General features: G+C 53.7%; 22 protein-coding genes. 6 read left to right on the top strand and 16 right to left on the bottom strand.

Annotated elements, in window-relative coordinates; all coding sequences use genetic code 11:
• Nucleotides 1-29 precede the first annotated feature (29 nt).
• From STH12_RS07095 to STH12_RS07085, 3 genes are all read right to left on the bottom strand, one after another.
• Entirely contained in the window at nucleotides 30-779 is a 750-nt protein-coding gene (locus STH12_RS07095) for a tRNA-uridine aminocarboxypropyltransferase (protein WP_126166907.1), read from the bottom strand.
• A gap of 259 nt (nucleotides 780-1,038) precedes the next feature.
• Nucleotides 1,039-2,352: a CDP-diacylglycerol--serine O-phosphatidyltransferase gene (gene pssA, locus STH12_RS07090; RefSeq protein WP_237158782.1), complete on the bottom strand. Its 1,314-nt coding sequence runs from the start codon at nucleotides 2,350-2,352 to the stop codon at nucleotides 1,039-1,041.
• A 10-nt stretch (nucleotides 2,353-2,362) separates the two neighbouring features.
• A complete protein-coding gene (locus tag STH12_RS07085) occupies nucleotides 2,363-2,689 on the bottom strand; it encodes a DUF1904 domain-containing protein (protein ID WP_126166905.1) in 327 nt (108 codons plus the stop codon).
• 221 nt (nucleotides 2,690-2,910) lie between these two features.
• Here STH12_RS07085 and STH12_RS07080 point away from each other — a divergent pair, with 221 nt between their 5' ends.
• Together STH12_RS07080 and dacB are read left to right on the top strand one after the other, a co-directional pair.
• Entirely contained in the window at nucleotides 2,911-3,099 is a 189-nt protein-coding gene (locus tag STH12_RS07080) for a hypothetical protein (RefSeq protein ID WP_126166904.1), read from the top strand.
• A gap of 134 nt (nucleotides 3,100-3,233) precedes the next feature.
• Complete coding sequence (gene dacB, locus STH12_RS07075) at nucleotides 3,234-4,907, top strand: D-alanyl-D-alanine carboxypeptidase/D-alanyl-D-alanine endopeptidase (RefSeq protein ID WP_237158850.1); 1,674 nt, start codon at nucleotides 3,234-3,236, stop codon at nucleotides 4,905-4,907.
• 114 nt (nucleotides 4,908-5,021) lie between these two features.
• Here dacB and STH12_RS07070 read toward each other — a convergent pair whose 3' ends face one another.
• The 10 genes from STH12_RS07070 to aroA form a co-directional block, all read right to left on the bottom strand.
• Nucleotides 5,022-6,761 carry an acyl-CoA dehydrogenase gene (locus STH12_RS07070; protein ID WP_126166902.1) on the bottom strand — a complete coding sequence of 580 codons (1,740 nt, stop codon included), beginning with the start codon at nucleotides 6,759-6,761 and terminating at the stop codon, nucleotides 5,022-5,024.
• Between the two features lie 132 nt (nucleotides 6,762-6,893).
• Nucleotides 6,894-7,439: a DUF2058 domain-containing protein gene (locus STH12_RS07065; RefSeq protein WP_126166901.1), complete on the bottom strand. Its 546-nt coding sequence runs from the start codon at nucleotides 7,437-7,439 to the stop codon at nucleotides 6,894-6,896.
• Nucleotides 7,440-7,473: 34 nt separating this feature from the next.
• Nucleotides 7,474-8,286 carry an SDR family oxidoreductase gene (locus STH12_RS07060; RefSeq protein WP_126166900.1) on the bottom strand — a complete coding sequence of 271 codons (813 nt, stop codon included), beginning with the start codon at nucleotides 8,284-8,286 and terminating at the stop codon, nucleotides 7,474-7,476.
• 44 nt (nucleotides 8,287-8,330) lie between these two features.
• The gene (gene pyrF, locus STH12_RS07055) at nucleotides 8,331-9,032 is read right to left on the bottom strand and encodes an orotidine-5'-phosphate decarboxylase (RefSeq protein ID WP_126166899.1); all 702 of its coding nucleotides are present in this window, start codon (nucleotides 9,030-9,032) and stop codon (nucleotides 8,331-8,333) included.
• 27 nt (nucleotides 9,033-9,059) lie between these two features.
• Nucleotides 9,060-10,220, bottom strand: coding sequence for a lipopolysaccharide assembly protein LapB (lapB, locus tag STH12_RS07050; RefSeq protein ID WP_126166898.1), 1,161 nt, complete (start codon nucleotides 10,218-10,220; stop codon nucleotides 9,060-9,062).
• A 1-nt stretch (nucleotide 10,221) separates the two neighbouring features.
• Nucleotides 10,222-10,524, bottom strand: coding sequence for a LapA family protein (locus STH12_RS07045; protein WP_126166897.1), 303 nt, complete (start codon nucleotides 10,522-10,524; stop codon nucleotides 10,222-10,224).
• A gap of 121 nt (nucleotides 10,525-10,645) precedes the next feature.
• Nucleotides 10,646-10,936, bottom strand: a complete 291-nt coding sequence (ihfB, locus tag STH12_RS07040; protein WP_126166896.1) for an integration host factor subunit beta — start codon at nucleotides 10,934-10,936, stop codon at nucleotides 10,646-10,648.
• A gap of 76 nt (nucleotides 10,937-11,012) precedes the next feature.
• Nucleotides 11,013-12,680: a 30S ribosomal protein S1 gene (gene rpsA / locus STH12_RS07035; RefSeq protein WP_126166895.1), complete on the bottom strand. Its 1,668-nt coding sequence runs from the start codon at nucleotides 12,678-12,680 to the stop codon at nucleotides 11,013-11,015.
• Between the two features lie 100 nt (nucleotides 12,681-12,780).
• Complete coding sequence (gene cmk, locus STH12_RS07030; RefSeq protein WP_126166894.1) at nucleotides 12,781-13,476, bottom strand: (d)CMP kinase; 696 nt, start codon at nucleotides 13,474-13,476, stop codon at nucleotides 12,781-12,783.
• A gap of 158 nt (nucleotides 13,477-13,634) precedes the next feature.
• Entirely contained in the window at nucleotides 13,635-14,915 is a 1,281-nt protein-coding gene (gene aroA / locus STH12_RS07025) for a 3-phosphoshikimate 1-carboxyvinyltransferase (RefSeq protein WP_126166893.1), read from the bottom strand.
• A 470-nt stretch (nucleotides 14,916-15,385) separates the two neighbouring features.
• Between aroA and STH12_RS07020 the strand changes: the two genes are divergently transcribed.
• On the top strand, nucleotides 15,386-16,576 hold the full coding sequence (locus tag STH12_RS07020) for an amino acid aminotransferase (protein WP_126166892.1): 1,191 nt from the start codon (nucleotides 15,386-15,388) through the stop codon (nucleotides 16,574-16,576).
• Between the two features lie 82 nt (nucleotides 16,577-16,658).
• On the opposite strand, the gene STH12_RS07015 is transcribed toward STH12_RS07020, so the two are convergent.
• The 3 genes from STH12_RS07015 to gyrA all read right to left on the bottom strand — a co-directional run bounded on the left by STH12_RS07015 (nucleotide 16,659) and on the right by gyrA (nucleotide 20,932).
• Nucleotides 16,659-17,012, bottom strand: coding sequence for a hypothetical protein (locus tag STH12_RS07015; protein ID WP_126166891.1), 354 nt, complete (start codon nucleotides 17,010-17,012; stop codon nucleotides 16,659-16,661).
• A gap of 11 nt (nucleotides 17,013-17,023) precedes the next feature.
• Nucleotides 17,024-18,115: a 3-phosphoserine/phosphohydroxythreonine transaminase gene (serC, locus tag STH12_RS07010; protein ID WP_126166890.1), complete on the bottom strand. Its 1,092-nt coding sequence runs from the start codon at nucleotides 18,113-18,115 to the stop codon at nucleotides 17,024-17,026.
• Nucleotides 18,116-18,226: 111 nt separating this feature from the next.
• Entirely contained in the window at nucleotides 18,227-20,932 is a 2,706-nt protein-coding gene (gene gyrA, locus STH12_RS07005) for a DNA topoisomerase (ATP-hydrolyzing) subunit A (protein ID WP_126169452.1), read from the bottom strand.
• A gap of 462 nt (nucleotides 20,933-21,394) precedes the next feature.
• On the opposite strand from gyrA, the gene ubiG reads away from it, so the two are divergent.
• The 3 genes from ubiG to nrdA all read left to right on the top strand — a co-directional run bounded on the left by ubiG (nucleotide 21,395) and on the right by nrdA (nucleotide 25,613).
• A complete protein-coding gene (ubiG, locus tag STH12_RS07000; protein WP_126166889.1) occupies nucleotides 21,395-22,108 on the top strand; it encodes a bifunctional 2-polyprenyl-6-hydroxyphenol methylase/3-demethylubiquinol 3-O-methyltransferase UbiG in 714 nt (237 codons plus the stop codon).
• Between the two features lie 22 nt (nucleotides 22,109-22,130).
• Nucleotides 22,131-22,811: an HAD family hydrolase gene (locus tag STH12_RS06995; RefSeq protein ID WP_164551156.1), complete on the top strand. Its 681-nt coding sequence runs from the start codon at nucleotides 22,131-22,133 to the stop codon at nucleotides 22,809-22,811.
• A 513-nt stretch (nucleotides 22,812-23,324) separates the two neighbouring features.
• Complete coding sequence (nrdA, locus tag STH12_RS06990) at nucleotides 23,325-25,613, top strand: class 1a ribonucleoside-diphosphate reductase subunit alpha (RefSeq protein ID WP_126166888.1); 2,289 nt, start codon at nucleotides 23,325-23,327, stop codon at nucleotides 25,611-25,613.
• Nucleotides 25,614-25,649 lie beyond the last annotated feature (36 nt).

Here is a 25,649-nt window from a genome sequence, read left to right as displayed (position 1 = left end):
TGTGTTTGGTCAGGTTACTGAGCCGGGTTTCAGAACTGCTTATCTGCAGCAAAGGCGGCTATCAGGCGCTCCCTTTCAGACAAGGTGGTGTTGGGCCTGCGGTTACGGCCAAGCAGCGAGGATTCAACAAACAAATCAAACCAGGTCGACAGCCGGGCAGCATTGCCCTCCTCGCCCATGGCGCCAATGGCCATGGCGGCTACCTCGGCGGTGCCAAACTGAAATTCGCGGGTGCCTTTTCGAAGCGCATATTTGGCGATGGTGCCTGCATCAAAGGATAAAATCGGCAATCCGGCCAGATACGGGCTTTTACGAAACATCTTAATGGCTTCACGCCAGCGGCCATCGAGCATGATAAACAGCGGCCGCTTCCCCTTAAGCTCATCGGTTGTCACCTGGCCAATCACCCGCTGGCCGTCGTTGGCATATTCCCCCGGGAACACCACAAACGGCTGAAATCTGTCGTCGTTAAGCAGCGCCAGCACCTCGTCACTCACCTCGGTACGGCTCCAGAGGAAAGCCCAGGTGTCCGGCACCAAATCGGCAATCAAGCGGCCGCTGTTGGTGGGCTTAAGCACTTCGTCGTCGTACATCAGCAGCATAAAGGCTGCATTCGTCTTAAGCTGTGAACGAAATTCACAGGTACAGTACTGCTGTGCCAGAAGGCACAGATTGCAACGCACTAAATTCTTGCCTCTGGCACCAAATGGTTTGGTCGAAAGCGCTTTACGGTACTCATAGAGTTTATGGACCGCATGGGGAGGTAAAGTCGCTGTCATTTATCGCCGTTCCTGAATACCAAAGTTCCTGAATAACAAAGCCGAGTTAAATTGCCAAAAGCCAGCAGCACTCATTTACTGGAGCACACAGCAGGAGTGTCTGGGATGCCGACTTTCAAAAGCGCGCTATGATACGCCAAGGGCCGCGCCAACGCCAAGATTAGTGCAAATCAGAGCGCAAAACCCGGCAGCAGTTATGAGCAAAGGAAAGCGGCGCATAAAAAAACGCCGGCACTGGCCGGCGTTTAATTCAATCAGATCAGAGGATCCGTTTCAGGAAGATATCGGCCTTAAGGCGACGAATACGATTCATGATCTTTTTCACCGGCACCGGATAGTGATGCAGGGTATCGACCTGACTGTAGTGGTACAGCCGCAGGCTATGCTCAAGAATATGGGCCTGCTCGGCGGCAAAACCTTCTACCCAGGCACCGGTTTCATCCTGCAACAACAGGCCGTTTTCCAAATCCAGCGCCCAGGCACGTGGATTGAGGTTTGAACCTGTGATGAGATGGCGGCGGCCATCGGCACTGATCCCTTTCAAGTGGAAACTGTTGTTGTCGTGCTTCCACAAATGAATATTCAACAGCCCTTCATCAATCGCCCACTGCTGACGCTTGGCAAATTTGCGCAGCGACTGCTCATACAGGTACGGCAAGGCACCTATGGTGTTAAATTCGCGCTCGGGCGGGATGTAAAAGTCGTTGGCGGTCTTATCACCCACGACTATGTCTATCTTCACCCCCTGGCGCAGCTTTTTCACCAGCGCCCGCACCAGCACCCGTGGAGGGTTGAAGTATGGAGTGCAGATAAACAGCTCTTTGTTGGCGCTTTCGACCAAAGACACCACGGCTTTATTCAGCGCATTGTGCTTGCTGCCAAGGCCAACCAGGGGCGTGACCCGGTTACCCAGCTTTACCCCTTCAAACTGGTAATGGGCTTCGCCAAGACGCTGCTTAAAGGTACGGATATCCATTTTTTCCGGCAGCACTTCATCGCTGGCGGCCTGAGTGAGTGAGCTTACCGCAGGATCCTGCACCAAATAGTGCTCAATCATCTCGCGCATGCTGCGGGCAAGTTCGGCATTTTCAATCAGATGGTAGCGATCGAAGCGGTATCTGTCGGCTTGATGCAGATAGACATTGTTCAGGCTGGCGCCGCTGTAAATCACCGCATCGTCAATCACGAAGCCTTTGAGGTGCAGTACACCCAAAAACTCTTTCGCCTTGACCGGCACACCGAGAATATCAAAAGCGGCGGGATTATTTTCCATCACCCTGCGGTACATCAGATAGTTACCGCTGTCACCCTTGTGGCCAATCAGGCCGCGACGGGCACGGTGAAAGTCCACCAGAACCTTGATTTCCAGCTCAGGATTGGCCGTTTTGGCCGCAACCAGTGCAGCCATGACTTCCCTGCCCGCCTCATCGTCTTCAAGGTAGAGGGCGGCAAGGTAAATTGACCGGGTCGCAGAGGCAATCCGCTCCAGCAGACAGGCTTTGAATTCGCTGGGTGTCAGCAGCCATTTGAGCTGCTGAGGTTGAAGGGCTATGCCTTGCAGCTTTTCAACCAAGGTGTCCTCCTTAGAAGTGCCGGCCATCGCGGTAATATCCCCGCTTATCCAGCGCAATGAAAACAATGGCTATTCCCTGTTGGGTATAGGCCATCAGCTGTTCACGAATGCAGGCTTCCATGGCGTCCTGCGTTGCTTCATTCCGTTGAAACCAAAGCACCTCCGCCATCACTGTTGGGCGGCAGGCTTTTCCCTGTTGGAAAAACTGACTGGGGATCCACTCGGTGGTATAGGCCGATTCATCGGTCTGGGTGAGCCTGGAAAGTGCCGCTGGCAGTGTTTCACTCAGACGGGCAACCTCTGCTTGCTCAAGCCCTCGAATACGAAGATGGGGCATAAAACCGGGGTTCCTTGTTCGATTAAGGGCTAGAAATTACCGACATCGTCGTACTTGGGCAAGCTCTTTTGCACCCAAGGCACGCTAATGACGTGAATTTTGTTCCTTTTTTGTACGTTTCTGCACCAAGTGCAAACTTTGGCGCCCCGGGCAGGTGTTTGCAGCTGGCATTTGTTATAGTGGCCCAAAACGTATGCCTGACACCAACCGAGACACAGCACATGGGTTCAAACAAAGGTATTTTACTGACATTGGTTGTGGCATTACTGGCCGCAGCGGCGCTGTTCCATTTTAAAGGCAGCTTGGGGATCCTGGTGCTGCCACTCTTTATTGCGCTGGTGCTGTTTGTTACCTTAAAGCTCTATCGGCTGATGGAAAAAGACAATCCCGGCGAGCCAGATGACAGATAAGCGCGCCTTTATCCCAATTTGGGATTGTCCTCGCAGATTGCTCAGATAACGCCAAACCGAGCGAAAGGCATCTTATCTCCAATTGCCGAAACACCACCAAGGCCAGGCGACACAAATAAGGATTACCCGTGAATATGGAACTGTTCACCCCAAACGCCAGCCTGATGCGGCAATTGGCAACCTCTTTTTACAAAATCAAATTCAAGCCAAAACCGAAATTCCTGGCCGCCCTTGCCATAGGTGGTTGCTGCGCCCTTATCGTGTCAGTGCCGGTAGCACAGGCGCTAACGGCAGCGGCTGTAACAGCAGCAGGGCCTGCCGCTGCGACAGCGCCTCCCGTCAACACGCCGCCACCTGCGCCATCCACAGCTCCAAATGCAAACAAAAACGCCGAGCTTACATCCACCCAAAGCAATCAGTTCCGGCCGCTGCCTAATGAGGATGTATTGCCGGACTGGTACCTGGCGATTAAGCCAGAACACTCAACACTGGGGGTGATTGCCTGGGATCTGACCCACAACCGGCTACTGGTGAGTGACAATGCCCGCCGGGCCATGTTGCCTGCCAGTGTGCAGAAATTGCTGCTGGCCACCGCTGCCAGCCATCAGCTTGGCAATGAGTTTCAATTCAAAACCCGGCTTTATGCCAAGGGGATGTCGCCCGGGCGCCAGTCGCCAGCCCCTGATGACAAGGCAAACAACAAAGGCAAGGTGGACTCCCTGTACCTTGAGTTCAGTGGCGACCCAAGCCTGACCCAGGCGCAGCTGAATGCGTTATTGGCGCCGCTGAAAGGCCTTGGCATTTCGAGCATAGGTTCGCTGACGCTGGTTGGCGCCAAAGAAGCGAGCACCAAGGCCCGGGGCTGGGTATGGGACGACCTCGGGGTTTGCTACGCCGCGCCCGTGTCTGAGTTTGTTATCGATGAAAACTGCATCCGGGCATACCTGGTACCGGCAAAGGATGGCAAGTCCAGTCAGGTGCGCTTGCCCAAATCAGGCGCGGTCACCATAGATAACGCCCTAACCCTCGATATTGGTGCATCCCCCGACTCCTGCCGTCCAGAGCTTGAAGTCACGGGCGACAATCACTACCGGCTTTATGGCTGCTGGCATTCACCAAACAGCTTGCCGCTGTCCATTGCGGTCAGCGAGCCCAATGCCTGGGCCCGCAGTAAAGTCACAGCCGCCATAGGTAAACTCGGGATCAGCATAGGGAGTGTCAGTTTTGCCAATGAGGTGGCAAGCGGCGCCCATCTTCTCAGTGAGCACAGCTCCTTACCGCTGCCAGAGCTTGTTACAAAGATGCTGAAAGAGTCAGACAATCTGATAGCAGACGCCTTTTTCAAGACGTTGGGCAAGCTTGAAAACAGCAGCGCCGACTTTATTGGCTCCAGCCAGGCGATGGAGACTAGCCTTAGCGAACTTGGGCTTGAGCTTGACCACAGCCGGCTGCTGGACGGCTCGGGGCTGTCCCGCTACAACCTGCTGAGCGCCCAGACTCTATTTAACACCCTTGAGCTTATCCACGACAGGCCGGAGCTTAACAGCCTGATTGAAGCCCTGCCCATTGCGGCTAAAGATGGCACCCTGGCCTACCGACGCGGTTTTGGCGCGCCGCCGTTGAAAGACAAGGTGTTTGCCAAAACCGGCTCAATGCAGGGCGTTGCCAATCTGGCGGGCTTTGCCACAAGCAAGGACAGTGAGATAGCCTTTGTGGTGATTGAAAACGGTCTGGTGGAAAAAGCAGAAGGTAAAACACGGGAGCCTGGCTTCAGCGCCCTGTTTCTCAAAGCGCTACTATCACGCTGAAGTAAAACGTTTTCGCGCTGAGATAAAACGGCCCTTTCATATAAACGCTTGGCAGTTAACGCCAACAACAGCAACAACAAAAAAGCCGCCCTCGGGCGGCTTTTTTATCAGATATCAGAGCCAATCGTCATTGATGTCAATCACTGCATCATCGCCGCTTCGTGCGGACGCCAGCAGCGCCTGATACCGTGGCATAACCTTGGCAAAGTAAAAGTCGCAATAAGCGGCTTTGGGCTTGGCAAGCTCGCTGCCAACCTCAGTGGCAACCTTCGTCATCCACAGATGGTAGAAGCCATACAGTAAGTAACCGAAAGCATCGAGCATTTCAACGGCCAGGCTATTAATCAGGCTTGGTTTGGCAAGCTTGTGCTCGTTAATCCACTCGGCAACCTCGATAAACTCCGCAAAACCACGGCGAAGCGCTGCAGCCTGCTCGCTGGTGTCAGCATCAATCAGTGCCAACTGCTCGGCGATAAACTCTTTTACCGTTGCCAGATTATCACCCGCCACTTTGCGGCCGAGGAAGTCAATCGCCTGAATCCCGTTGGTGCCTTCATAAATCTGCGCAATACGGGTGTCACGCACCAGTTGCTCAATCCCGGTTTCACGAATATAGCCATGACCGCCAAACACTTGCTGCGCCATGATGGTGATATCCAGGCCGCGGTCAGTCAAAAAGGCTTTGGCAACCGGCGTCAGCAGGCCTACGTAGCGCGCGGCCTTGGCTTTCACGGCCTCATCATCGGCAAACTTGGCCAAATCGAGTTGCTTGCCTGTGTGCACGGCAAGGGCTCGGCCAGCATCGGTCAGGGTACGGGTGGTCAGCAGCATCCGGCGCACATCGCCATGAACCACAATGGGATCTGAGCTGTTGCTGCTGCCGGGCGCGTTGCCCTGCATACGCTCTTTGGCGTAGTCGGACGCCATCTGCACCGCAGCCTGCGCACTGCCAAGCCCCTGAATACCAATGGCAAGACGCTCGTAGTTCATCATGGTGAACATACAGGCAAGGCCCTTGTTTTCACGGCCAATCAGCCAGCCTCGGGCACTGTCGAAGTTCATCACACAGGTGGCAGAGCCCTTAAGGCCCATCTTGTGCTCAATACTGCCTACGGTGACACCGTTGGCTTCGCCTGCCTCACCGCTGTCAGTCACGGCATACTTGGGGACCAGAAACAGTGACAGGCTGTTTGAGCCGGCAATTTTCGCCAGCACCAGATGCACAACGTTTTCGGTAAGATCCTGATCGCCACCGGTAATAAAGATTTTACTGCCACTGATAAGGAAACTGCCATCTTCCTGAGGCTCGGCGCGGGTGCGGATATGGCGAAGGTCGGAGCCAGCCTGTGGCTCAGTCATGTCCATGGCCCCTGCCCACTCGCCGCTGTAAAGCTTTGGCAAATAGGTGGCTTTGAGCTCTTCAGTGCCGTGGGCATTGATGGCGAGCGCAGCGCCTGCGGTCAGTGAGCCATAAAGGTTAAGGGCATTACAGGCGCTGTAGCCCATTTCATCCACCAGAACGCCGAGCATCTTGGGCATGCCCATGCCGCCGTACTGCGGGTCGCCACAAAGGCCAATCCAACCACCTTCAACAAAGGCATCGTAGGCTGCTTTGTAGCCCGCCGGCGTTGTTACCTTGCCGGAATCGAAGGCCACGCCTTCCTCATCACCTGGTCGGTTAATGGGATGCACCAGTTCACGGTTCAACTTGGCGGCTTCGTCGAGGATGGCAAGGGCTGTGTCCAAATCGACCATGCCTTCCAGGCTTGGCAAAGATTGCCAGGTCGCGTCGGCATCAAACAGGTGTTCCAGCAAGAAACGCATTTCACTGAGGGGCGCTTGGTAGGGATTCATGGCTATTCTCAAACAGTGGATTTAAACAGTTGTTTCAATTTAGCGAATAAACAAAGGAAACTCAATCCATTCGCTAAGCATAGCCATAAAAAAGCCCCGGTCTGTTAACCGGGGCTCGTTTTGTGGATGCGATCACCACATCAGATCGTCAGGGATCACATAGTCAGCATAGGGGTCCTCTTCCTCCAGCACCTGTGCGGTACTGTCGCTCGCCTGCCACAGGTAGCCGCACCATTCAGGTACCAGCAGATTAACCCGCTCAGCTAGCTTGTGTGGCACCAGATAGCTGGTGTCTTCGTGGCGAACAATCCCCAGATGGCCGCCAAGCAGCTGCCCCTGGATTTTGTCGTTGATATACACGCTGTGAATTTTGCTGCCAATGGTGTAGTTGAACTTCACATCGGCGCGCTCTGGCAGGTCGATGGCAAGGCGCTTAAGCTCTGTGATCAGGCTGCGCACCTGGCCCTTGGCTTCGGCTTCTTTAAAGCGCTTTTCATTGAGTGCTTTATCCTGGGCGGCCTGGGACGCCTTTTGCTCGGCAATACTTTGCTTGAGCGCCGCTGAGCCGTCATCGACGTTGCTCTTGCGGTCGCGGCGCTTTTTGGTCTTCACATCTTTAATTTTTTGTTTGCTGGTTAGCCCAGCCTTAAGCAGCTGCTCTTGTAATGCGTTTGCCATGGGTGTTTTCCAAATTTGTCACTGTAAATTCTGTTTAACGGCCGCCCTGCTTTGCCATCAGTTGCCCAAGCTCTGTCATCGCCATGCTGGCACCGCCAAGGGACCAGCCACCATCCACCGGCAGCACCACGCCATTGATATAGCTGGCAAAGTCCGACGCCAAAAACAAAGCACAGTTGGCGATATCCGAAACCTGACCATTGCGACCAAGTGGAACGCTTTGCGCCACCCGGGCTTTAAGAGCATCCGCAGGTGCCAGACGGTCAAAGCCTTCAGTGCCCTCGATTGGGCCGGGCACTATTGAGTTGATACGAATGCCTTCGGGTGACCACTCCATCGCCAGGGTGCGGGTCAGCATGTCGACACCGGCCTTGGCGGCGCACACATGGGCCTGCATCGGCATAGGCACATAGGCCTGGGGCGCCGAAATCTGCAATACCACACCGGGACGTGACAGCAGCGGATAGCAGGCTTTTAGCACCTGAAAGCTGCCAAGCAAATCGATATCCATCACCGACTTAAAGCCATTGGCACTCATCCCGGCTGCGGGCGCCGGGAAATTTCCGGCAGCGCCACTGACGAGCACATCTATGCTGCCAAGACCCTGATGCAAACCGGCAATGCCAGCCAACACAGCTTCATTGTCGCGTACATCAAAACTGGCACCAAGCGGGGTGGCATTAGGGTTGTCTTCGCCAAGCAGTTTAAGCGCAGCGTCGATTTTATCCTGGCTGCGGCTTGCTACCGCAACCCGTGCACCGGCCCTGGCAAAGGCGCGGGCAATACCTAAGTTAATGCCGCTGGTACCGCCAACCACCAAAATGTTTTTCCCGTGAAAGTCGAACATCTTATCTCCTTGTCAGCGCTGGTGCCTGTTATCTTGCGAGTGGATTAGATCCCGCAGATAGACTGATGAATGTCAGTCAGAGCCTTAAGCGGATCAGCAGCCTTGGTGATGGGGCGACCAATCACCAGGTAGTCGGAGCCTGCCTGCAGCGCGCGGGCTGGGGTCATCACTCGGTGCTGATCGCCAACCTCACTGCCTTCAGGGCGAATACCCGGGGTGATGAGTTTAAAGTCCTGACCACAGAGGTCTTTAAGCATAGTGGCTTCCTGAGCAGAGCACACCACACCATCGAGGCCGGCGTCACGGGTGAGTTTGGCAAGACGCTTCACATGCTCGGCGGCGCCAACATCAATCCCCAGAAGCTTAAGATCATCATCGCTCATGGAAGTAAGAACCGTGACTGCAATCAGCAGCGGCGCATTGTCGCCGTATGGCAGCAAGGCTTTGCGCGCCGCTTCCATCATGGCGAAACCGCCTGAGGCGTGCACGTTTACCATCCATACGCCCAGCTCAGCTGCCGCGGCAACGGCTTTGGCAACAGTGTTGGGAATGTCGTGGAACTTAAGATCCAGGAACAGATCAAAGCCGCGGTTTTGAATGTCTTTAACCAGCTCAGGGCCAAACAGGGTGAACATTTCCTTGCCAACCTTGAGGCGGCACATGGCCGGATCGAGTTTATCTACCAACTGCAACGCCGAATGTTTGTTGTCAAAATCAAGGGCAACCAGAATGGGCTTGTCTCTCATGGGATCTCCGATGCAGTGGGATTAAAGTTATTCGCCGTCCAGTCCTTTCACTCTGGCAATGCTGCCCCAGGACTTACAGGACGGGCAATGCCAGTAAAGTGCGTGTGACGGAAAGCCACAGGACTTACAACGATAGGCGGGACGGAATTTTATTTGTTGTTCTACCAATTGTTCAAGCAAAGAAAGGCTCTCTTTTGCCTGCCCTTCTTCAGCCTGGCGCAAATGCAGCTTCATCAGCTCAGAAAAGCCCTTCATGGTGGGCTGGCGATAAAGGTTATCAAGCAGCATTTTTTCGGCCATTTTGATTTGACCGCGGCTGACCATTTCTTCAGCAAGGGCCACCACCACGGAGGCGCCGCCGCCATCGGCCAGGGCCTGAGCCAGCAATTCACGATAGCCTTCGCTATTGTCGAGCCTGGCGTAGAGTTCGCGGGCAAGCTTAATACCGTCGGCAAACAGCAGCACATCGGCTTTGGCCAGTTTGGCGATGGCATCGGCGGCATCCTGCAATTTGCCGGCATCCAAAAACAGTTTTGCCTGGGTCAGCAAGGCGCGACCACAGTTAGGGTCCTGTTTAAGCGCCTGTGTCAGCAGCTTTTGCCGCTCGTCAGCTTCACTGGTTTCATCGGCGAGCTGGCAATAGAAATGGGCAATGGTGGGCTTTAACACCTGCTGACGCTTTTTATCGAGCCGCTTGGTGATGTCGATGGCCTTCTGCCACTCTTTGATGATCTGATAGATAGCGATGAGCTGGTTTTCGGCTTCTTCGCTGTGATCTTCTTCTTTGATAAGTGCGAGGAAAATCTCTTCCGCCCTGTCATAAAAACCAGCGGCCATATAATCCTTGCCCAGTTCCATCATGGCAGCATCACGCTGCTCTGTGGTCAGGCTTGGACGGGCAATCAGGTTTTGATGAATGCGGATGGAGCGGTCAACTTCGCCGCGCTTTCGAAACAGTGCGCCGAGGGACATGTGAGTGTCGATGGTTTCATCGTCAACGTCCAACATGCTGATGAAGAGATCAACCGCCTTGTCAGATTCGTTGGAAAGCAGGTAGTTCAGTCCGGTGAAATAGTCACGACTCAACTTTTTACGTTGATGGTGCTGGTTCTGGCGTAAACTGCGACGACCCATGTACCAACCGTATCCGGCGGCAATGGGCAGCAGCAGAAACAGGATTTCCAGCATATCAGGACTTCACTTCACCCGCCTCGGCCGACACTTGGTCACTGCTGTCGGCGGTGGCCTGTAGCTTTTGCAGTTTGCGGTTGGCGCGGGACAGCGCGTACTTGAGTTTACCGATGTGATAGATAGCAAAACACCAGCACAGCAGGAATCCGGCGAAGAAAACACTGGCAAGTACCACCGGCAGGCGGAAATCACCCTGTGCGACAAAATAGTTAATGGTGACCAGTTGCTCGTTGCGTGAGCCGAGCAGCAGTGCCAGGACAAACAACAAAGCGATGACCAAGGCTATAAAAAATCCCTTCACGTCTCACTCCTTTACCCATGTCAATGGGCTGATTATCCAAGAATTTCGGCGGCCTGACCAGTGCATTGATGCGGGATAAACAAAAAAGCCCCCTTGCGGAGGCTTTTTTAATCAACGTTTATCAGGCGGCGTTGACTGCGTCAACGCGCTCGCGCAGCTCTTTGCCGGGCTTAAAGTGCGGAACGTACTTGCCTTCCAATTCAACTGAAGTACCAGTCTTTGGATTGCGGCCAACACGTGGCGCACGGTAGTGAAGTGAGAAACTGCCAAAGCCGCGGATCTCGATACGCTCACCGCTTTCCAGCGTGGTGGCCATCTGTTCCAACATTTCCTTGACCGCACTCTCTACTTCTTTCGCCGACAGTTGCGACTGCCTTGTGGCGAGTTTTTCGATCAGTTCGGATTTAGTCATCCTAGCTACCCCTATTATCAAGCCAAACACAGCCGCGATGAGGGAGCGGAGTGTCCAACTCCCTCATATTTGGCAATTACTTACGAGCGGCCTTAAACGCTTCGGCCATAGCATTACTAATAACAGCGTCGTCAGACTTGTTCAAGTTTGCCATAACTTCTTTTTCGTCAGCTTCGTCTTTCGCACGGATAGACAGGCTCACGGTGCGGTTCTTACGATCCACGCCCATGAACTTGGCTTCAACGGCATCACCAACTGCGAATACGGTAGAAGCGTCTTCTACGCGGTCACGGCTGATGTCGGATACACGGATGTAACCTTCAACGCTGTCGGCCAGTTCAACGGTAACACCTTTGGCATCAACAGCAGAAACGGTACCGTTAACGATAGCACCTTTCTTCTTGTCGGCCAGGTAAGCGTTAAATGGATCGTCTTCAGTCTGCTTCACGCCCAGGCTGATGCGCTCGCGCTCTGGGTCAACAGACAGTACAACGGCTTCGATTTCGTCGCCTTTCTTGTACTCGCTAACGGCTTCTTCGCCAGCAGCGTTCCAAGAAATGTCAGACAGGTGAACCAGACCGTCGATACCGCCGTCCAGACCGATGAAGATACCGAAGTCAGTGATAGACTTGATCTTACCGGAAACCTTGTCGCCCTTGTTGTAACGGTTAGCGAAGTCTTCCCATGGGTTGGTCTTGCACTGCTTGAGACCCAGAGAAATACGACGACGCTCTTCGTCGATGTCCAGAACCAGAACTTCAACTTCGTCACCCAGGTTAACAACCTTGGATGGGTGGATGTTCTTGTTGGTCCAGTCCATTTCAGACACGTGTACCAGACCTTCAACGCCTTCTTCGATTTCAACGAAGCAGCCGTAGTCAGTCAGGTTGGTTACGCGACCGGTCAGACGAGTGTTTTCTGGGTAGCGCTTGCTGATTTCCAGCCATGGGTCTTCACCCAGTTGCTTCAGACCCAGAGAAACGCGAGTACGCTCACGATCGTACTTCAGAACTTTCACATTGATTTCATCACCAACGTTCACGATCTCGGATGGGTGCTTAACGCGCTTCCAAGCCATGTCAGTGATGTGCAGCAGGCCGTCTACGCCGCCCAGGTCAACGAATGCACCGTAGTCAGTGAGGTTCTTAACGATACCTTTAACGGCTTGACCTTCTTGCAGGTTCTCCAGCAGAGCGTCGCGCTCAGCGCTGCTCTCAGACTCGATAACTGCACGACGAGAAACAACAACGTTGTTGCGCTTCTGGTCCAGCTTGATAACTTTGAATTCCAGCTCTTTGTTTTCCAGGTGAGCAGTGTCGCGCACAGGGCGAACGTCAACCAGAGAGCCTGGCAGGAACGCGCGGATACCGTTCAGTTCAACGGTGAAACCGCCTTTAACCTTGCCATTGATGACACCGATAACGGTCTCAGCATCTTCGTAAGCTTTTTCCAGAACGATCCAGGCTTCATGGCGCTTGGCCTTTTCGCGAGACAGTTGAGTCTCACCGAAACCGTCTTCTACAGAGTCCAGAGCTACGTCTACTTCGTCGCCAACGGCGATTTCCAGAACACCTTGGGCATTCTTGAACTGCTCAGCAGGGATTGGGCTCTCAGACTTCAGACCGGCGTCAACCAGTACCAGGCCGTTTTCGATGGCAACTACAGTACCACGAACGATAGAACCTGGACGGAATTCCAGTTGTTGAAGGGATTGTTCAAACAGATCAGCAAAAGATTCAGTCATGTTAAGTTACTTTAAGTAATAAACCAGCGACCTTCCTGGCCGTTGGAGTCAGTCGTCATATCCGCATCGTCCCTGTTGCGGATTCCTATACACCCCCGGCTCAGAAGCCAGAAGCGGATAATTTCTCGTCGATATGCGCCACGCAGCGGGCGAATACCTCTTCAATGCCAATGCCAGTGGTGTCAATCACCAGGGCATCGTCAGCCGGAACCAAAGGCGCTACAGGACGGTTCATGTCCCGGTCATCGCGTTCCTGGATCTCGGCTAAAAGGCGGTCGATTTTAACATCGAAGCCCTTGTCCTGCAACTGATTATAGCGCCTTTGCGCCCTTTCCTCTGCCGAAGCTGTCAGATACAGTTTTGCCGGTGCTGATGGGAAAACCACAGTGCCCATATCGCGGCCGTCAGCAATCAAACCCGGTGCCTTGCAAAAAGCACGCTGACGACGCAGGAGTGCTTCACGCACCCGTGGGAAAGCCGCAACCTTGGAGGCGGCATTAGAGCACTCCTGGGTACGGATGGCAGTGGTAACGTCTTCGCCTTCAAGCACGACTTTAATGGCGTCTTTGTCATTACCGGTCAGAAACTGCACGTCCAGGTGGGCCGCTAACAGGGTAATGGCTTCTTCGTTATCAAGCTCAACATTATGGTGCAGCGCCGCGAGCGCCAACACGCGATAGATGGCACCGCTGTCCAGCAGTTGCCATTCGTAGTGCTTCGCCAGCAACTGGGCAATGGTGCCCTTGCCTGCGCCGCTTGGGCCATCAATTGTGACTACAGGAGCCCTTTCAGACATAAATTCCTCCGCAATAGACATTTCATCTTCCATGAATGCTTTGGGTTCACCGAAAATGAGCGGGCGGGATTATACATCAAGGACCGCTAAAGATCCGTGTAAATTTTCGGCAAAAGAATGGGCTGTCAGGTGACAGCCCAATTTTACGGCATTCAGACTTATTCAGCTAAGTTAGCGAAGCGATTGAAATAATCTGGAAATGTTTTTGAGGTACAGCCCGGGTCATTAATGGTCACACCGCATTCGGCAAATGCCAGCAGAGAAAAACACATGGCCATGCGATGATCGTTATAGGTATCGATTTCGGCATGGACAGGCTTGGCCGGTGGCGTGATATGGATGTAATCGTGCCCCTCTTCCACAACAGCGCCAACTTTTCGAAGCTCAGTCGCCATGGCGGCCAGACGGTCGGTTTCCTTGATGCGCCAGTTGTAGATGTTGCTCATCCGGGTTGGTCCCTCGGCAAACAGCGCCGCCGTGGCTATGGTCATGGCCGCATCGGGAATGTGGTTCATGTCCATATCGATGCCGTGAAGCTTGCTGCCGCGGGCGATAATGTAATCGTCACCCCACTCGATGTCGGCGCCCATGGCGGCAAGGGCATCGGCAAACTTCACATCGCCCTGCACCGCCAAACGGCCAACCCCGGTGACTTTGACTTCACCGCCGCCAATGGCACCGGCTGCAAGAAAGTAAGAAGCTGACGACGCATCCCCTTCTACCAGCACCTTGCCCGGTGACACATAGTGCTGTCCGGCAGCAATTTCAAAGCGCTGATAGTTGTCGTTGCTGACTTTAACCCCGAATTTAGCCATCAAATCCAAGGTGATATCGATATAGGGCTTGGAAACAAGTTCGCCTTTTACCGCGATGGTCACTGAGTCCTTCGCAAGCGGCGCCACCATTAAAAGCGCTGTCAAAAACTGGCTGGAGAGGCTGCCATCGATTTCCACCACACCGCCGGCAAGCCCGGTGGCATTAATAGTGAGCGGCGGAAAACCATCATTTTTAAGGTAACGGATATCGGCGCCAAGTTGACGCAGCGCATCTACCAGATCGCCAATGGGCCGCTCTTCCATGCGCGGCTCACCGGTCAGGGTAAATTCGCCGGTGCCCAGAGTCAGCGCCGCGCACAAAGGTCGCATCGCCGTGCCGGCATTACCCAAAAACAGCTCAAAGGCTTTATCGGCATGGATGGGGCCGCCAAGGCCCTTAAGGGTGCACAGGGTCTTGTCATCTGACAGGGTGAAGCTTACGCCGAGGCTTTCAAGGGCACTCAGCATATGGCGGATATCATCAGAATCCAGCAGGTTTACCAGGGTGGTTTCACCTCTTGCCAGGGTTGCCAGCAGCAAGGCGCGGTTGGAGATACTTTTGGAGCCGGGGATGTTTACCTCCCCGTTGACCCGGGATACGGGCTCAAGACGTAATTGGTCCATTTCTCGTACTTCTCATTAAAAGCGAGTTAAGGCCAGATTGGCCGAAGTTGGCAAGGCTTTGCTACAACGCTGTAAGCCTCGCGTTACGTTTGAGGAAAAAACGATCCCTTTAGAGTCTTCGTGGTAATTAAATTACTGATCCTCAGCCGCGATTCAACCGTTTTTCAGTAAAAAATGGCGGATTGATGCTGATTTTTGTTCAATCAACACAAAATCTGCAAAAAACTGCCCCAAAAATCGCTCAGGATTGCAAGATTTGTTGCCAATCGGGCAACGGCCTTTTCAATCACGGCGGGATTTGCGCTCAGGGCTCTTTTTCCCGGCAACCCTTTCAGGCTATGCTAAGGCATTCGGGTCATGCTTGGCACAGGCATCCGGCTTGGCATCAACCAGGCTACAGCGGCCCAGTGCAAGCAGCTACACCTTATCCCTGCGGCTTTACCAACAACGATTACAAGGTAGAAGGAATTATGTTTGAGCATCTTTCGGCGTTGCCTGCCGATCCTATTCTGGGTCTTTTAACCAAATACCGTGAAGACAGCCACCCACAGAAAGTCGACCTGGGCGTGGGTGTGTATAAGGATCCCGCCGGCAACACGCCGATTCTCGACTGTGTTAAAACCGCCGAGAAGCTGCGTACCGATTCTGAAACCACCAAGGTGTATATTGGCCCGACCGGCTCAGCACCTTTTAACGAGTTGATGAACGAGCTGGCCTTCGGCGCTGATCATCCCGTGGTTCAGGCGCGCCGTATTCGCACCGTGTCTACCCCGGGCGGCACTGGTGCCCTGCGAGTAGCCGCTGAATTCATCGCCAAATGCAAACCCGGCGCCACCATTTGGGTGAGCGACCCAACCTGGGCCAACCACACAGGGCTGTTCCAGGCCGCCGGTTTAACGGTAAAAACCTATCCCTACTACGATTACGACAATAAGTGCCTGAAGTTTGATGAAATGCTTGCGGCGCTGAAACAGGTTGGCGCAGAAGATGCTGTGCTGCTGCACGCCTGCTGCCATAACCCATCCGGCCAGGATTTGAGCACAGCGCAGTGGGATGCCGTGGTCGAAGTTGCCAAAGACAAAGGCTTCCTGCCCTTTATCGACATGGCCTACCAGGGCTTTGGCGATGGCGTGGATGAAGATGCTTACGGCGTGCGCGCCATGGCGGCTGCGGTCGACAACATGGTACTCGCCTCTTCCTGCTCGAAGAACTTTGGTCTGTACCGCGAGCGCATCGGTGCCTGCTCCATTATCGGTAAAGACAGTGCCCAGGCAGACGTGTCGCTGTCGGTACTGCTTTATGTGGTGCGCTGCATCTATTCCATGCCACCGGCCCACGGCGCCGCCATTGTGGAAACCATTCTGGGCTCAAACGAACTCAAAGCACAGTGGCTGGATGAGCTAAAAGTGATGCGCGATCGCATCAATGGCAACCGCGCCATGCTGGTCGATAAACTGCACGCACTGGGTGCCAGCCGCGATTTCTCCTTTATCGCCCGTCAAAAAGGCATGTTCTCCTTCCTTGGCATCAACGAGGCCCAGGTCAACACCCTGATGAAGGACTACAGCATTTACATGGTGGGCTCGAGCCGGATCAGTATCGCCGGGATCAGCGAAGATAACGTGGATTATTTGGCCAAATCCATTATTGCCGTGCTGTAACCAACAAAGAACTCGATAACAAAAAGGACTGCCGAGGCAGTCCTTTTTTAATTCAGAGTCACCGAAAGAATCATTTCAAAATTTACTTAGCTATACCCAAGTCATTACGCATAGCTGCGATCATTTTTTCTAAAGCGTCTCCCCTAGCCGGAGTGTGTGGTGCTGTCTGTTTTAGAATTTGTATGGACTTAACAACGTTGTCAGATGCTATTAGTTGAATCCTCGCTTCCCACATTGCGAAAGTCAGTTGATGATTTCGATCGTCAGCGTTTTTAATTACATCTGTGTAAGCTACTAGCAAGCTAGCAAATGCCTGTTCAAGTCGTTCAGTCCTGACATCATCTTTTTTACTTTTCCGCTGTAAAAAATGCAGTACTGCTTGTGTAAGTAATGAACCAATACCCAAGCCTCCTGCAATTGCCAGAATCATCTCCATATTTCGCCTTTCTAGTGGTGCTTGGCAGCAAAGGCCTGCATAAAGCTCACCAGTGCATCAACGCCTTCCAGCGGCATGGCGTTGTAGATGCTGGCACGCATGCCGCCCACAATGCGGTGGCCTTTGAGCGCAACCAGCCCCAAAGCTTCGGCTTCTTTAAGAAAGTCTTTATCCAGCGACTCATCAGCCAGTTGGAAGGTCACGTTCATCTGCGAGCGGTTTGCAGGCGCCACGCCGTTTTTGTAGAAATCCAGGCTGTCGATGCAGGCGTAGAGGCGGCGTGCCTTTTCGGCGTTCACCTCGGCCATACCCTTTACGCCACCAACAGACTTGAGCCACTTGAACACTTCGGCTGCCAGGTACCAGGCAAAGGTTGGCGGTGTGTTGTACATGGAGTCGTTTTCGGCGGTCAGGCGATAGTCCATGATGGAAGACTGGGTCAGCTGTGGCAGCTCCAGCATATCTTTACGCACAATCACGATAGACAAACCCGATGGTCCAATGTTCTTTTGAGCGCCGGCATAGATAAGGGCAAAGCGGCTGACATCAATCTCGCGGGACATGATATTGGACGACATATCCGCCACAATCGGCCAGGGGCTGTCGATATCATCAAAAATTTCGATGCCATCCACTGTCTCATTGGGGCAATAGTGCAGATAACGGTACTCGCTGCCGTTGCCACTCAGCGCTGGAATGACTACCTTATTCATTCCATTTACTTTTTCAACGACATTAATGACATCAATATTGTCATCGCCAGCAAGCTTTTTCGCTTCTTCAGTGGCGGCTTTTGACCATTGACCGCTGACGAGATACAGGGCCTTGCCGTTATCGCCCAAAAAATTATTCACAACAGCAGAAAACTGACCACGACCACCGCCATGCATAAAGAGCACATGGTAGTTGTCGGGGATATTCATCAGCTCGCGCAAATCGGCTTCCGAGTCTTTGGCCAGTTGAATGAAGGGCGCACCACGGTGGCTCACCTCCATCACAGACACGCCCTGCCCGTTCCAGTCCAGTAACTCAGCTTGTGCCTTCTTCATCACGGCAGCCGGCAACATCGCCGGTCCGGCACAGAAATTATAAACCGCGCTCACTCATGATCTCCTTGCTAGCCTTTGGTGATACCCGCAGGTAGTCACACGTTTGGAAAAATAAAAAATCTGTTTGGCAAAAAAAACGAGCGCCCATTGGGCGCCCGTCTTCAATTATGCCTCGTCGTTGGCATCGTCTGTCGGCTGTGTATCAGCTTCGGCGATGATGTCGCCTTCGGCGCCTTCAACACCCTCTTCCAGATATTCGCTGCCGTCATCCTGTATTTCATCGATGCGCTGCAGACCAACAACCTGCTCGTCATCCGCGGTACGGATGATGGTCACGCCCTGGGTGTTACGGCCGATGATAGACACACCGTTGGCAGGGGTACGCACCAGGGTACCCTTGTCGCTGATGAGCATGATTTCATCGTTCTCGCCCACCTGCACGGCACCTACCACAGGGCCGTTACGCTCGGTGACCTTGATGGATACCACACCCTTGGTGGCGCGGCTCTTGGCTGGGTATTCAGCAAGCTCGGTACGCTTACCAAAGCCGTTGGCAGTCACAGTCAGAATGGCACTGTCGTCTTTCGGTACAATCAGCGACACCACACGTTGACCATCTTCCAGGGCAATACCACGAACACCTGTGGCACCACGGCCCATGGGGCGCACGCCCTTGAAGTTGATTTGCGGCTTGCCTTCTTCATCCAGCACAGGGTTGCCGTTTTCATCAACTACAGCAACTTCTTCGCCTTCTTTGAAGCGCACCACTTTACCGGCGTCAGAGAACAGCATGATTTCGCTGCTGCCGTCAGTAATATCCACGCCAATCAGCTGATCGCCGTCTTTGAGGTTCACGGCAATAATACCGTTGGAGCGTGGTCGGCTGTACTCGGTCAGGGCAGTCTTCTTCACGGTACCGTGAGAGGTGGCCATCAGGATGTACTTGCCTTCTTCGTATTCACGCACCGGCAGAATCGCGGTAATGCGCTCACCTTCCTGCAATGGCAGCAGGTTCACGATGGGGCGACCACGGGCCTGACGGCTTGCCAGCGGCAGCTGGTAGACCTTGAGCCAGTAGAGCTTACCGAAGTCGGAGAAGCACAAAATGGTATCGTGGGTGTTGGCAACCAGCAGTTTTTCAACGAAATCTTCGTCTTTCACCTTGGTCGCGGCCTTACCCTTACCACCACGGCGCTGGGCCTGGTAGTCGGTCAGCGGCTGATACTTGGCGTAGCCAAGGTGCGACAGGGTCACTACCACGTCTTCTTCGTTGATCAGATCTTCAAGGCTGATGTCCACAGCAGAAGCGTTGATTTCAGTGCGGCGGTTATCGCCAAACTGCTCAAGAATAAGCTCAAGCTCTTCTTTGATGACTTCCATCAGACGCTCTGGGCTTCTGAGGATGTGGAGCAAAGCGGCGATAATTTCCAGCAGCTCTTCGTATTCCTGCAGGATCTTCTCGTGCTCAAGACCAGTCAGCTTGTGCAGACGCAGGTCCAGAATCGCCTGGGCCTGTGGCTCGGTCATAAAGTAGAGACCATCGCGGATACCGAACTCAGGCTCCAGCCACTCTGGACGGGCGGCGTCATCACCGGCCTTCTCCAGCATGGCTTTTACTGTGCCGAGCTCCCAACCCTTGGCAATCAGGCCGGCCTTGGCGTCGGATGGACTGGCAGAGGCCTTGATAAGGGCAATGATGGGGTCGATATTGGCAAGGGCAACCGCCAGCGCTTCCAGAATGTGGGCGCGGTCGCGAGCCTTACGCAGTTCATACACGGTGCGGCGGGTAACCACTTCACGGCGGTGCAGGATAAAGGCTTCCAGCATCTCCTTGAGGTTAAACAGCTTAGGCTGACCATTGGCCAGTGCCACCATGTTGATGCCGAAGGAAGACTGCATCTGGGTTTGGGCGTAGAGGTTATTCAGAACCACTTCGCCTACTTCACCGCGCTTGATTTCCACCACGATGCGCATGCCGTCCTTGTCGGACTCGTCACGCAGACCACTGATGCCTTCAATCTTTTTGTCTTTTACCAGCTCGGCGATTTTTTCAATCAAACGGGCTTTGTTCACCTGATACGGGATCTCGGTGACAATAATGCGCTCACGGCCGTTGTCTTCGGTTTCGATTTCGGCGCGGGCACGCATGATGGCCTTGCCGCGACCTGTGCGATAGGCTTCTTCGATGCCTTTTTTGCCATTGATAATGGCGGCAGTTGGGAAGTCAGGACCCGGGATGTACTCCATCAGCTGCTCAATCGACAGCTCGGGCTCTTCAATCAGCGCCAAACAACCTTTAACCACTTCGGTCAGGTTGTGAGGCGGAATATTGGTGGCCATACCCACGGCGATACCGGATGAACCGTTCACCAGCAGGTTAGGAATCTTGGTAGGCAGAACGGCAGGAATTTGTTCGGTGCCGTCGTAGTTGGGCACGAAGTCTACCGTTTCTTTTTCCAAATCCGCGAGCAGCTCGTGAGCCAGCTTTTCCATGCGGATTTCGGTATAACGCATTGCTGCTGCGGCGTCGCCGTCGATAGAACCGAAGTTACCCTGACCGTCTACCAGGGTGTAGCGCAACGAGAACGGCTGGGCCATACGAACTATGGTGTCGTATACAGCGCTGTCGCCGTGTGGGTGATATTTACCGATAACGTCACCGACCACACGTGCCGACTTTTTATAAGGCTTGTTCCAGTCGTTTTTAAGTTCGTTCATCGCGAACAGCACACGGCGATGCACAGGCTTAAGGCCGTCACGCACATCCGGCAGTGCCCGACCCACGATCACGCTCATGGCGTAATCCAGGTACGAATTCTTGAGTTCGTCTTCGATATTAATTGGCGAAATAGATGAAGCCAAATCAGTCATAAACTGCTCGATCCCCTGAAAATTAGCTGACAAGTCGTTTTCCGTGTCATTGTCGAGCCTTCAAACGTGATTTGGCATTCTAACACAGTAATTTAATGTCGAAACCCCCTGATTCGATTCTCCCGTGGCAGGGGGAAAATGACTGTCTCAGTCATGATGAAAATCAAGTTTATGCTATTGAAAAGGCGTTATTATTTTTATCATCTCGATGCAAATGCTGCCAAAAAGCCGATAAGGCTTTTTTTAGCTCGAGTGTGGATTGGGTTTTGATTGCTGAATTTTTACCCTCTAACGCTTAAAAAAGCATCTGTGACGCCTTATTTACTGTGTTTGACGGTCGCCGCACCGCTTTGCACTTCGTTTACGCAACGGAATAGATATAATGGCGCCACATTAATAGAAAATCCGCTTGGTTACCTGCCTGTGCGCCGGAGCCTTGCCCGACCGAATTTCGGGGCCGCTATGTCAGAAGTCATGAACGTTGATACCCAGGAAATTGCCAAATTCGAAAAGATGGCCGCCAGTTGGTGGGATCCCGATGGCGAATTCAAACCCTTGCATCAGTTAAACCCATTGCGGCTTAACTATATCGATCAGACCTGTGGTGGTTTGTTCGGTAAAAAGGTGCTGGATGTGGGCTGCGGCGGCGGCATCTTGTCTGAAAGCATGGCGCGTATCGGCGCTGAGGTCACCGGCATTGACATGGGCACTGAGCCACTGGAAGTCGCCCGACTGCACGCGCTGGAAACCGGTGTCTCGCTGGATTACCTGCAAACCACCGCTGAAGGCCATCGCGAGAGCCACGTTGAGCATTATGATGTAGTCACCTGCATGGAGATGCTGGAGCATGTGCCCGATCCCCTGTCGGTTATCCAGGCCTGCTGCGACATGGTAAAGCCAGGCGGCTTTGTGTTTTTCTCCACCATCAATCGCAATCTGCGCTCCTATGTCGAAACCATTCTCGGTGCCGAGTACCTGCTGAAAATGCTGCCGGTGGGTACCCACGACCACGGCAAGTTCATCAAGCCGTCTGAGCTGATTGAGATGGTCGACCACACAGAGCTTCTGTGCAAGGACGCCATTGGCGTGACCTACAATCCGCTCACCAGCACCTTCCGCTACACATCCCGGGTGGATGTGAATTACATGATTGCCACGGAAAAGCCCCTTGATTGACCCGCTTGCGGCCGAAAGCACAATGGCGTCACTAACTGACCCGGCAGCAGTCACACAAATGGGAGTGCTGTTCGATTTAGACGGCACGCTTGTCGATACAGCGCCGGATCTGGTGGCTGCGCTCAACCTTGCCCTCAATGACGCAGGTTTCGCCAGTGTTCTGCTGGATGAGGTGCGTCACGCGGCCTCACACGGCAGTATGGCGCTGGTGCGTGCTGCCAAGCCATCGATTCCCGACCAGCAGGCCAGCTTATTGCAGCAATCGCTGCTGTCACATTACGCCGAAGTCAATGGCCGCCATTGCCAGCTGTTTGAAGGGATAGCGCCGCTGCTGGATGCCCTTGGCCGCGCACATATCCCCTACGGCATAGTGACCAACAAGGCCGCCTGCTTTGCCAGGCCGCTGATTGAGCGCATTGGCCTGGCTTCAAGCTGTAGAGCCTTAATCAGTGGCGATAGTGTCACCCGCGGGAAACCAGACGCCGCGCCCATGCTGCTGGCCGCAAGCCAGCTTAATCGCGCTGCCCGCCACATTGTTTACCTTGGTGATGCCAAACGGGATATGGAAGCCGCCCGCGCAGCGCACATGACGGCCGCGCTCGCAAGTTGGGGCTATATCAGCGCCGGCGATGATATCCACAGCTGGCCTGTGGATGTGACGCTTGCGCATCCGCTGTCGCTTCTAACACAACTTGGGTTATGAGTTTGGGCTTGCGAGGGCCAGTTAACAGGCAACACAATCAGTGCGGCCTTAAGGATAAGCACGCCTTCCCTTAAGGTGCGCAGACCACAGCCAACTAAAGTCGTCCGGCTGTGCTGAGGCTGGTTATTTTGCCAGCAGATCTTCCCGGCGCGATCGCTTGCAAGATAAGCGATCGATACCGAGATCTGACACGGTCAAAAAACTGTCATACAAGTGACATGGCACACAGAAACTGACCTTCAAAGTTAGCCTCTACTAACGTTTCGGTTTTTCCTCAAGATATCCACAGTTTCTCCAAAGATTTCCTACTTGCAAATACCCTCTCACCTCACTATCTTGTATCTTAACTTTTAATAAGCACCATATCTTGTGTATTGGTAGCAATCTCACACACCAGAGACGTTCTCCTCGAAACGGTGTTTCTTTCGGCATCCAGCGGTGTTTCAGGGATTTTGAGTGACGATTGCTTACAGGGATATGTTGGGCAATACCAATCTATAAGGCCTATCTTCGATGAATAGCAACATGACAGTCACTAAACGCAGTGGTGAGCGCGAGCAGATCGATCTCGACAAAATCCACCGCGTAGTTACCTGGGCAGCCAAAGGCTTAAAGAATGTTTCGGTTTCTGAAGTAGAGCTGCGATCGCACCTGCAGTTTTTTGATGGCATCCCGACTGAAGCCATCCACGAAACCATCATCAAGGCCGCGGCCGATTTGATTTCGCCCGAGTCTCCTGACTATCAATTCCTGGCAGCCCGTCTGGCCATCTTCCACCTGCGCAAAAAAGCGTTTGGCCAGTTTGAGCCGCCAAAACTGTATGAGCACGTGGCCAGATTGGTGGACATGGGCAAGTACGACCGCCATATCCTCGAAGACTACACCAAGGAAGAGCTGGATATCCTCGACAGCTATATCGATCACTGGCGTGATATGAACTTCTCTTACGCTGCCGTTAAGCAGCTTGAGGGTAAGTATCTGGTGCAAAACCGCGTAACCCACGAAGTGTACGAGAGCGCCCAGTTCCTCTACATTCTGGTGGCCGCCTGCCTGTTTGCCGGTTATCCAAGAGAAACCCGTCTGAAGTACGTGAAAGACTTCTATGATGCGGTATCTACCTTCAAGATTTCCCTGCCTACGCCGATTATGTCCGGCGTGCGCACCCCTACCCGTCAGTTCAGCTCCTGCGTACTGATCGAGTGTGGCGACAGCCTGGATTCCATCAACGCCACTGCGTCTTCCATCGTGAAGTACGTCAGTCAGCGTGCCGGTATCGGCGTGAACGCCGGTCGCATCCGTGCCCTGGGCAGCCCAATCCGTGGCGGCGAAGCCTTCCACACCGGCTGTCTGCCGTTCTACAAGTATTTCCAAACCGCAGTGAAGTCCTGCTCTCAGGGCGGCGTTCGCGGCGGCGCAGCCACCCTGTTCTACCCAATCTGGCACCTGGAAGTGGAATCCCTGCTGGTACTGAAGAACAACCGTGGCGTGGAAGATAACCGTATCCGTCATCTGGACTACGGCGTGCAGCTCAACAAGCTGATGTACCAGCGTCTGATCAAGGGCGAGAACATCACCCTGTTCAGCCCATCCGACGTGCCAGGCATGTACGACGCCTTCTTTGAAGATCAGGACGAGTTCGAGCGCCTGTACACCAAGTACGAGCAGGACAGCAGCATCCGCAAGAAGACCATGAAGGCGGTTGAACTCTTCTCGCTGATGATGCAGGAGCGCGCCTCAACTGGCCGTATCTACATTCAGAACGTGGATCACTGCAACACCCACAGCCCGTTCGACTCAAGCGTGGCGCCAATTCGTCAGTCCAACCTGTGTCTGGAAATTGCTCTGCCAACCAAGCCACTGGAAAGCGTGGACGACACCAATGGTGAAATCGCCCTGTGTACCCTGTCAGCGCTGAACCTGGGTGCCATCGATAACCTCGAAGAGCTCGAAGGTCTGTCCGATCTGGCCGTACGTGCCCTGGATAGCCTGCTGGACTATCAGGACTACCCTATCAAGGCCGCCAAGCTTGGCTCTATGAACCGTCGTACTCTGGGTATCGGTGTGATTAACTTCGCCAACTACCTGGCTAAAAACGGCAAGCGCTATTCCGATGGCAGCGCCAACAACCTGACTCACAAGACCTTCGAAGCCATTCAGTTCAACCTGCTGAAAGCCTCGATGAATCTGGCCAAAGAGAAAGGCGCCTGCCCTGCGTTCCACGAGACCACGTATTCTCAGGGTATTTTGCCAATCGACACTTATAAGCGCGATCTGGACAAGATTGTCTCTGAGCCGCTGCATCTGGACTGGGAAGGCCTGCGTGAAGACATCAAGCGCCACGGTCTGCGTAACTCTACCCTGTCTGCGCTGATGCCATCCGAGACCTCATCGCAGATCTCCAACGCCACCAACGGTATCGAGCCACCACGTGGTCTGATTTCGGTGAAGGCCAGTAAAGATGGTCAGCTCAAGCAGGTAGTACCTGACTTTGATGCGCTGCGTCACGAGTACGAGCTGCTGTGGCAGATGCCATCCAACGATGGTTACCTGCAGCTGGTAGGCATTATGCAGAAGTTCGTGGATCAGGCCATTTCTGCCAACACCAACTATGACCCAGCCAAGTTTGAAGGTCGTAAAGTGCCGATGCAGCTGCTGCTTAAAGATCTGCTGACCGCCTACAAACTGGGCCTCAAGACCCTTTACTACCATAACACCCGTGACGGTGCTTCCGATCAACACGAAGACATTGCCGTGGTTGAGAAAGAAGACGACGGCTGTGCCGGCGGCGCCTGTAAGATTTAAGCAGGTAAGGTTAAAAGGAACTTTAGGTGTTAACAG

The organism is Shewanella khirikhana (assembly GCF_003957745.1).
GTDB classification, from domain to species: domain Bacteria; phylum Pseudomonadota; class Gammaproteobacteria; order Enterobacterales; family Shewanellaceae; genus Shewanella; species Shewanella khirikhana.
The sequence above is the reverse complement of the archived record's forward strand: the minus strand, read 5'-3'. Positions and strand labels throughout refer to the sequence as shown.

Excerpts from the sequence above, each read along its gene's own strand:
- lapB (WP_126166898.1), bottom strand. The coding sequence starts at position 10,220 with ATGCTGGAAATCCTGTTTCTGCTGCTGCCCATTGCCGCCGGATACGGT.
- ubiG (WP_126166889.1), top strand. The coding sequence starts at position 21,395 with ATGTCAGAAGTCATGAACGTTGATACCCAGGAAATTGCCAAATTCGAA.
- STH12_RS07095 (WP_126166907.1), bottom strand. The coding sequence starts at position 779 with ATGACAGCGACTTTACCTCCCCATGCGGTCCATAAACTCTATGAGTAC.
- gyrA (WP_126169452.1), bottom strand. The coding sequence starts at position 20,932 with ATGACTGATTTGGCTTCATCTATTTCGCCAATTAATATCGAAGACGAA.
- STH12_RS07080 (WP_126166904.1), top strand. The coding sequence starts at position 2,911 with ATGGGTTCAAACAAAGGTATTTTACTGACATTGGTTGTGGCATTACTG.
- STH12_RS07065 (WP_126166901.1), bottom strand. The coding sequence starts at position 7,439 with ATGGCAAACGCATTACAAGAGCAGCTGCTTAAGGCTGGGCTAACCAGC.
- ihfB (WP_126166896.1), bottom strand. The coding sequence starts at position 10,936 with ATGACTAAATCCGAACTGATCGAAAAACTCGCCACAAGGCAGTCGCAA.
- rpsA (WP_126166895.1), bottom strand. The coding sequence starts at position 12,680 with ATGACTGAATCTTTTGCTGATCTGTTTGAACAATCCCTTCAACAACTG.
- STH12_RS07015 (WP_126166891.1), bottom strand. The coding sequence starts at position 17,012 with ATGGAGATGATTCTGGCAATTGCAGGAGGCTTGGGTATTGGTTCATTA.
- STH12_RS07085 (WP_126166905.1), bottom strand. The coding sequence starts at position 2,689 with ATGCCCCATCTTCGTATTCGAGGGCTTGAGCAAGCAGAGGTTGCCCGT.
- aroA (WP_126166893.1), bottom strand. The coding sequence starts at position 14,915 with ATGGACCAATTACGTCTTGAGCCCGTATCCCGGGTCAACGGGGAGGTA.
- cmk (WP_126166894.1), bottom strand. The coding sequence starts at position 13,476 with ATGTCTGAAAGGGCTCCTGTAGTCACAATTGATGGCCCAAGCGGCGCA.
- STH12_RS07070 (WP_126166902.1), bottom strand. The coding sequence starts at position 6,761 with ATGAATCCCTACCAAGCGCCCCTCAGTGAAATGCGTTTCTTGCTGGAA.
- STH12_RS07020 (WP_126166892.1), top strand. The coding sequence starts at position 15,386 with ATGTTTGAGCATCTTTCGGCGTTGCCTGCCGATCCTATTCTGGGTCTT.
- nrdA (WP_126166888.1), top strand. The coding sequence starts at position 23,325 with ATGAATAGCAACATGACAGTCACTAAACGCAGTGGTGAGCGCGAGCAG.
- dacB (WP_237158850.1), top strand. The coding sequence starts at position 3,234 with ATGGAACTGTTCACCCCAAACGCCAGCCTGATGCGGCAATTGGCAACC.
- STH12_RS07060 (WP_126166900.1), bottom strand. The coding sequence starts at position 8,286 with ATGTTCGACTTTCACGGGAAAAACATTTTGGTGGTTGGCGGTACCAGC.
- STH12_RS06995 (WP_164551156.1), top strand. The coding sequence starts at position 22,131 with ATGGCGTCACTAACTGACCCGGCAGCAGTCACACAAATGGGAGTGCTG.
- pyrF (WP_126166899.1), bottom strand. The coding sequence starts at position 9,032 with ATGAGAGACAAGCCCATTCTGGTTGCCCTTGATTTTGACAACAAACAT.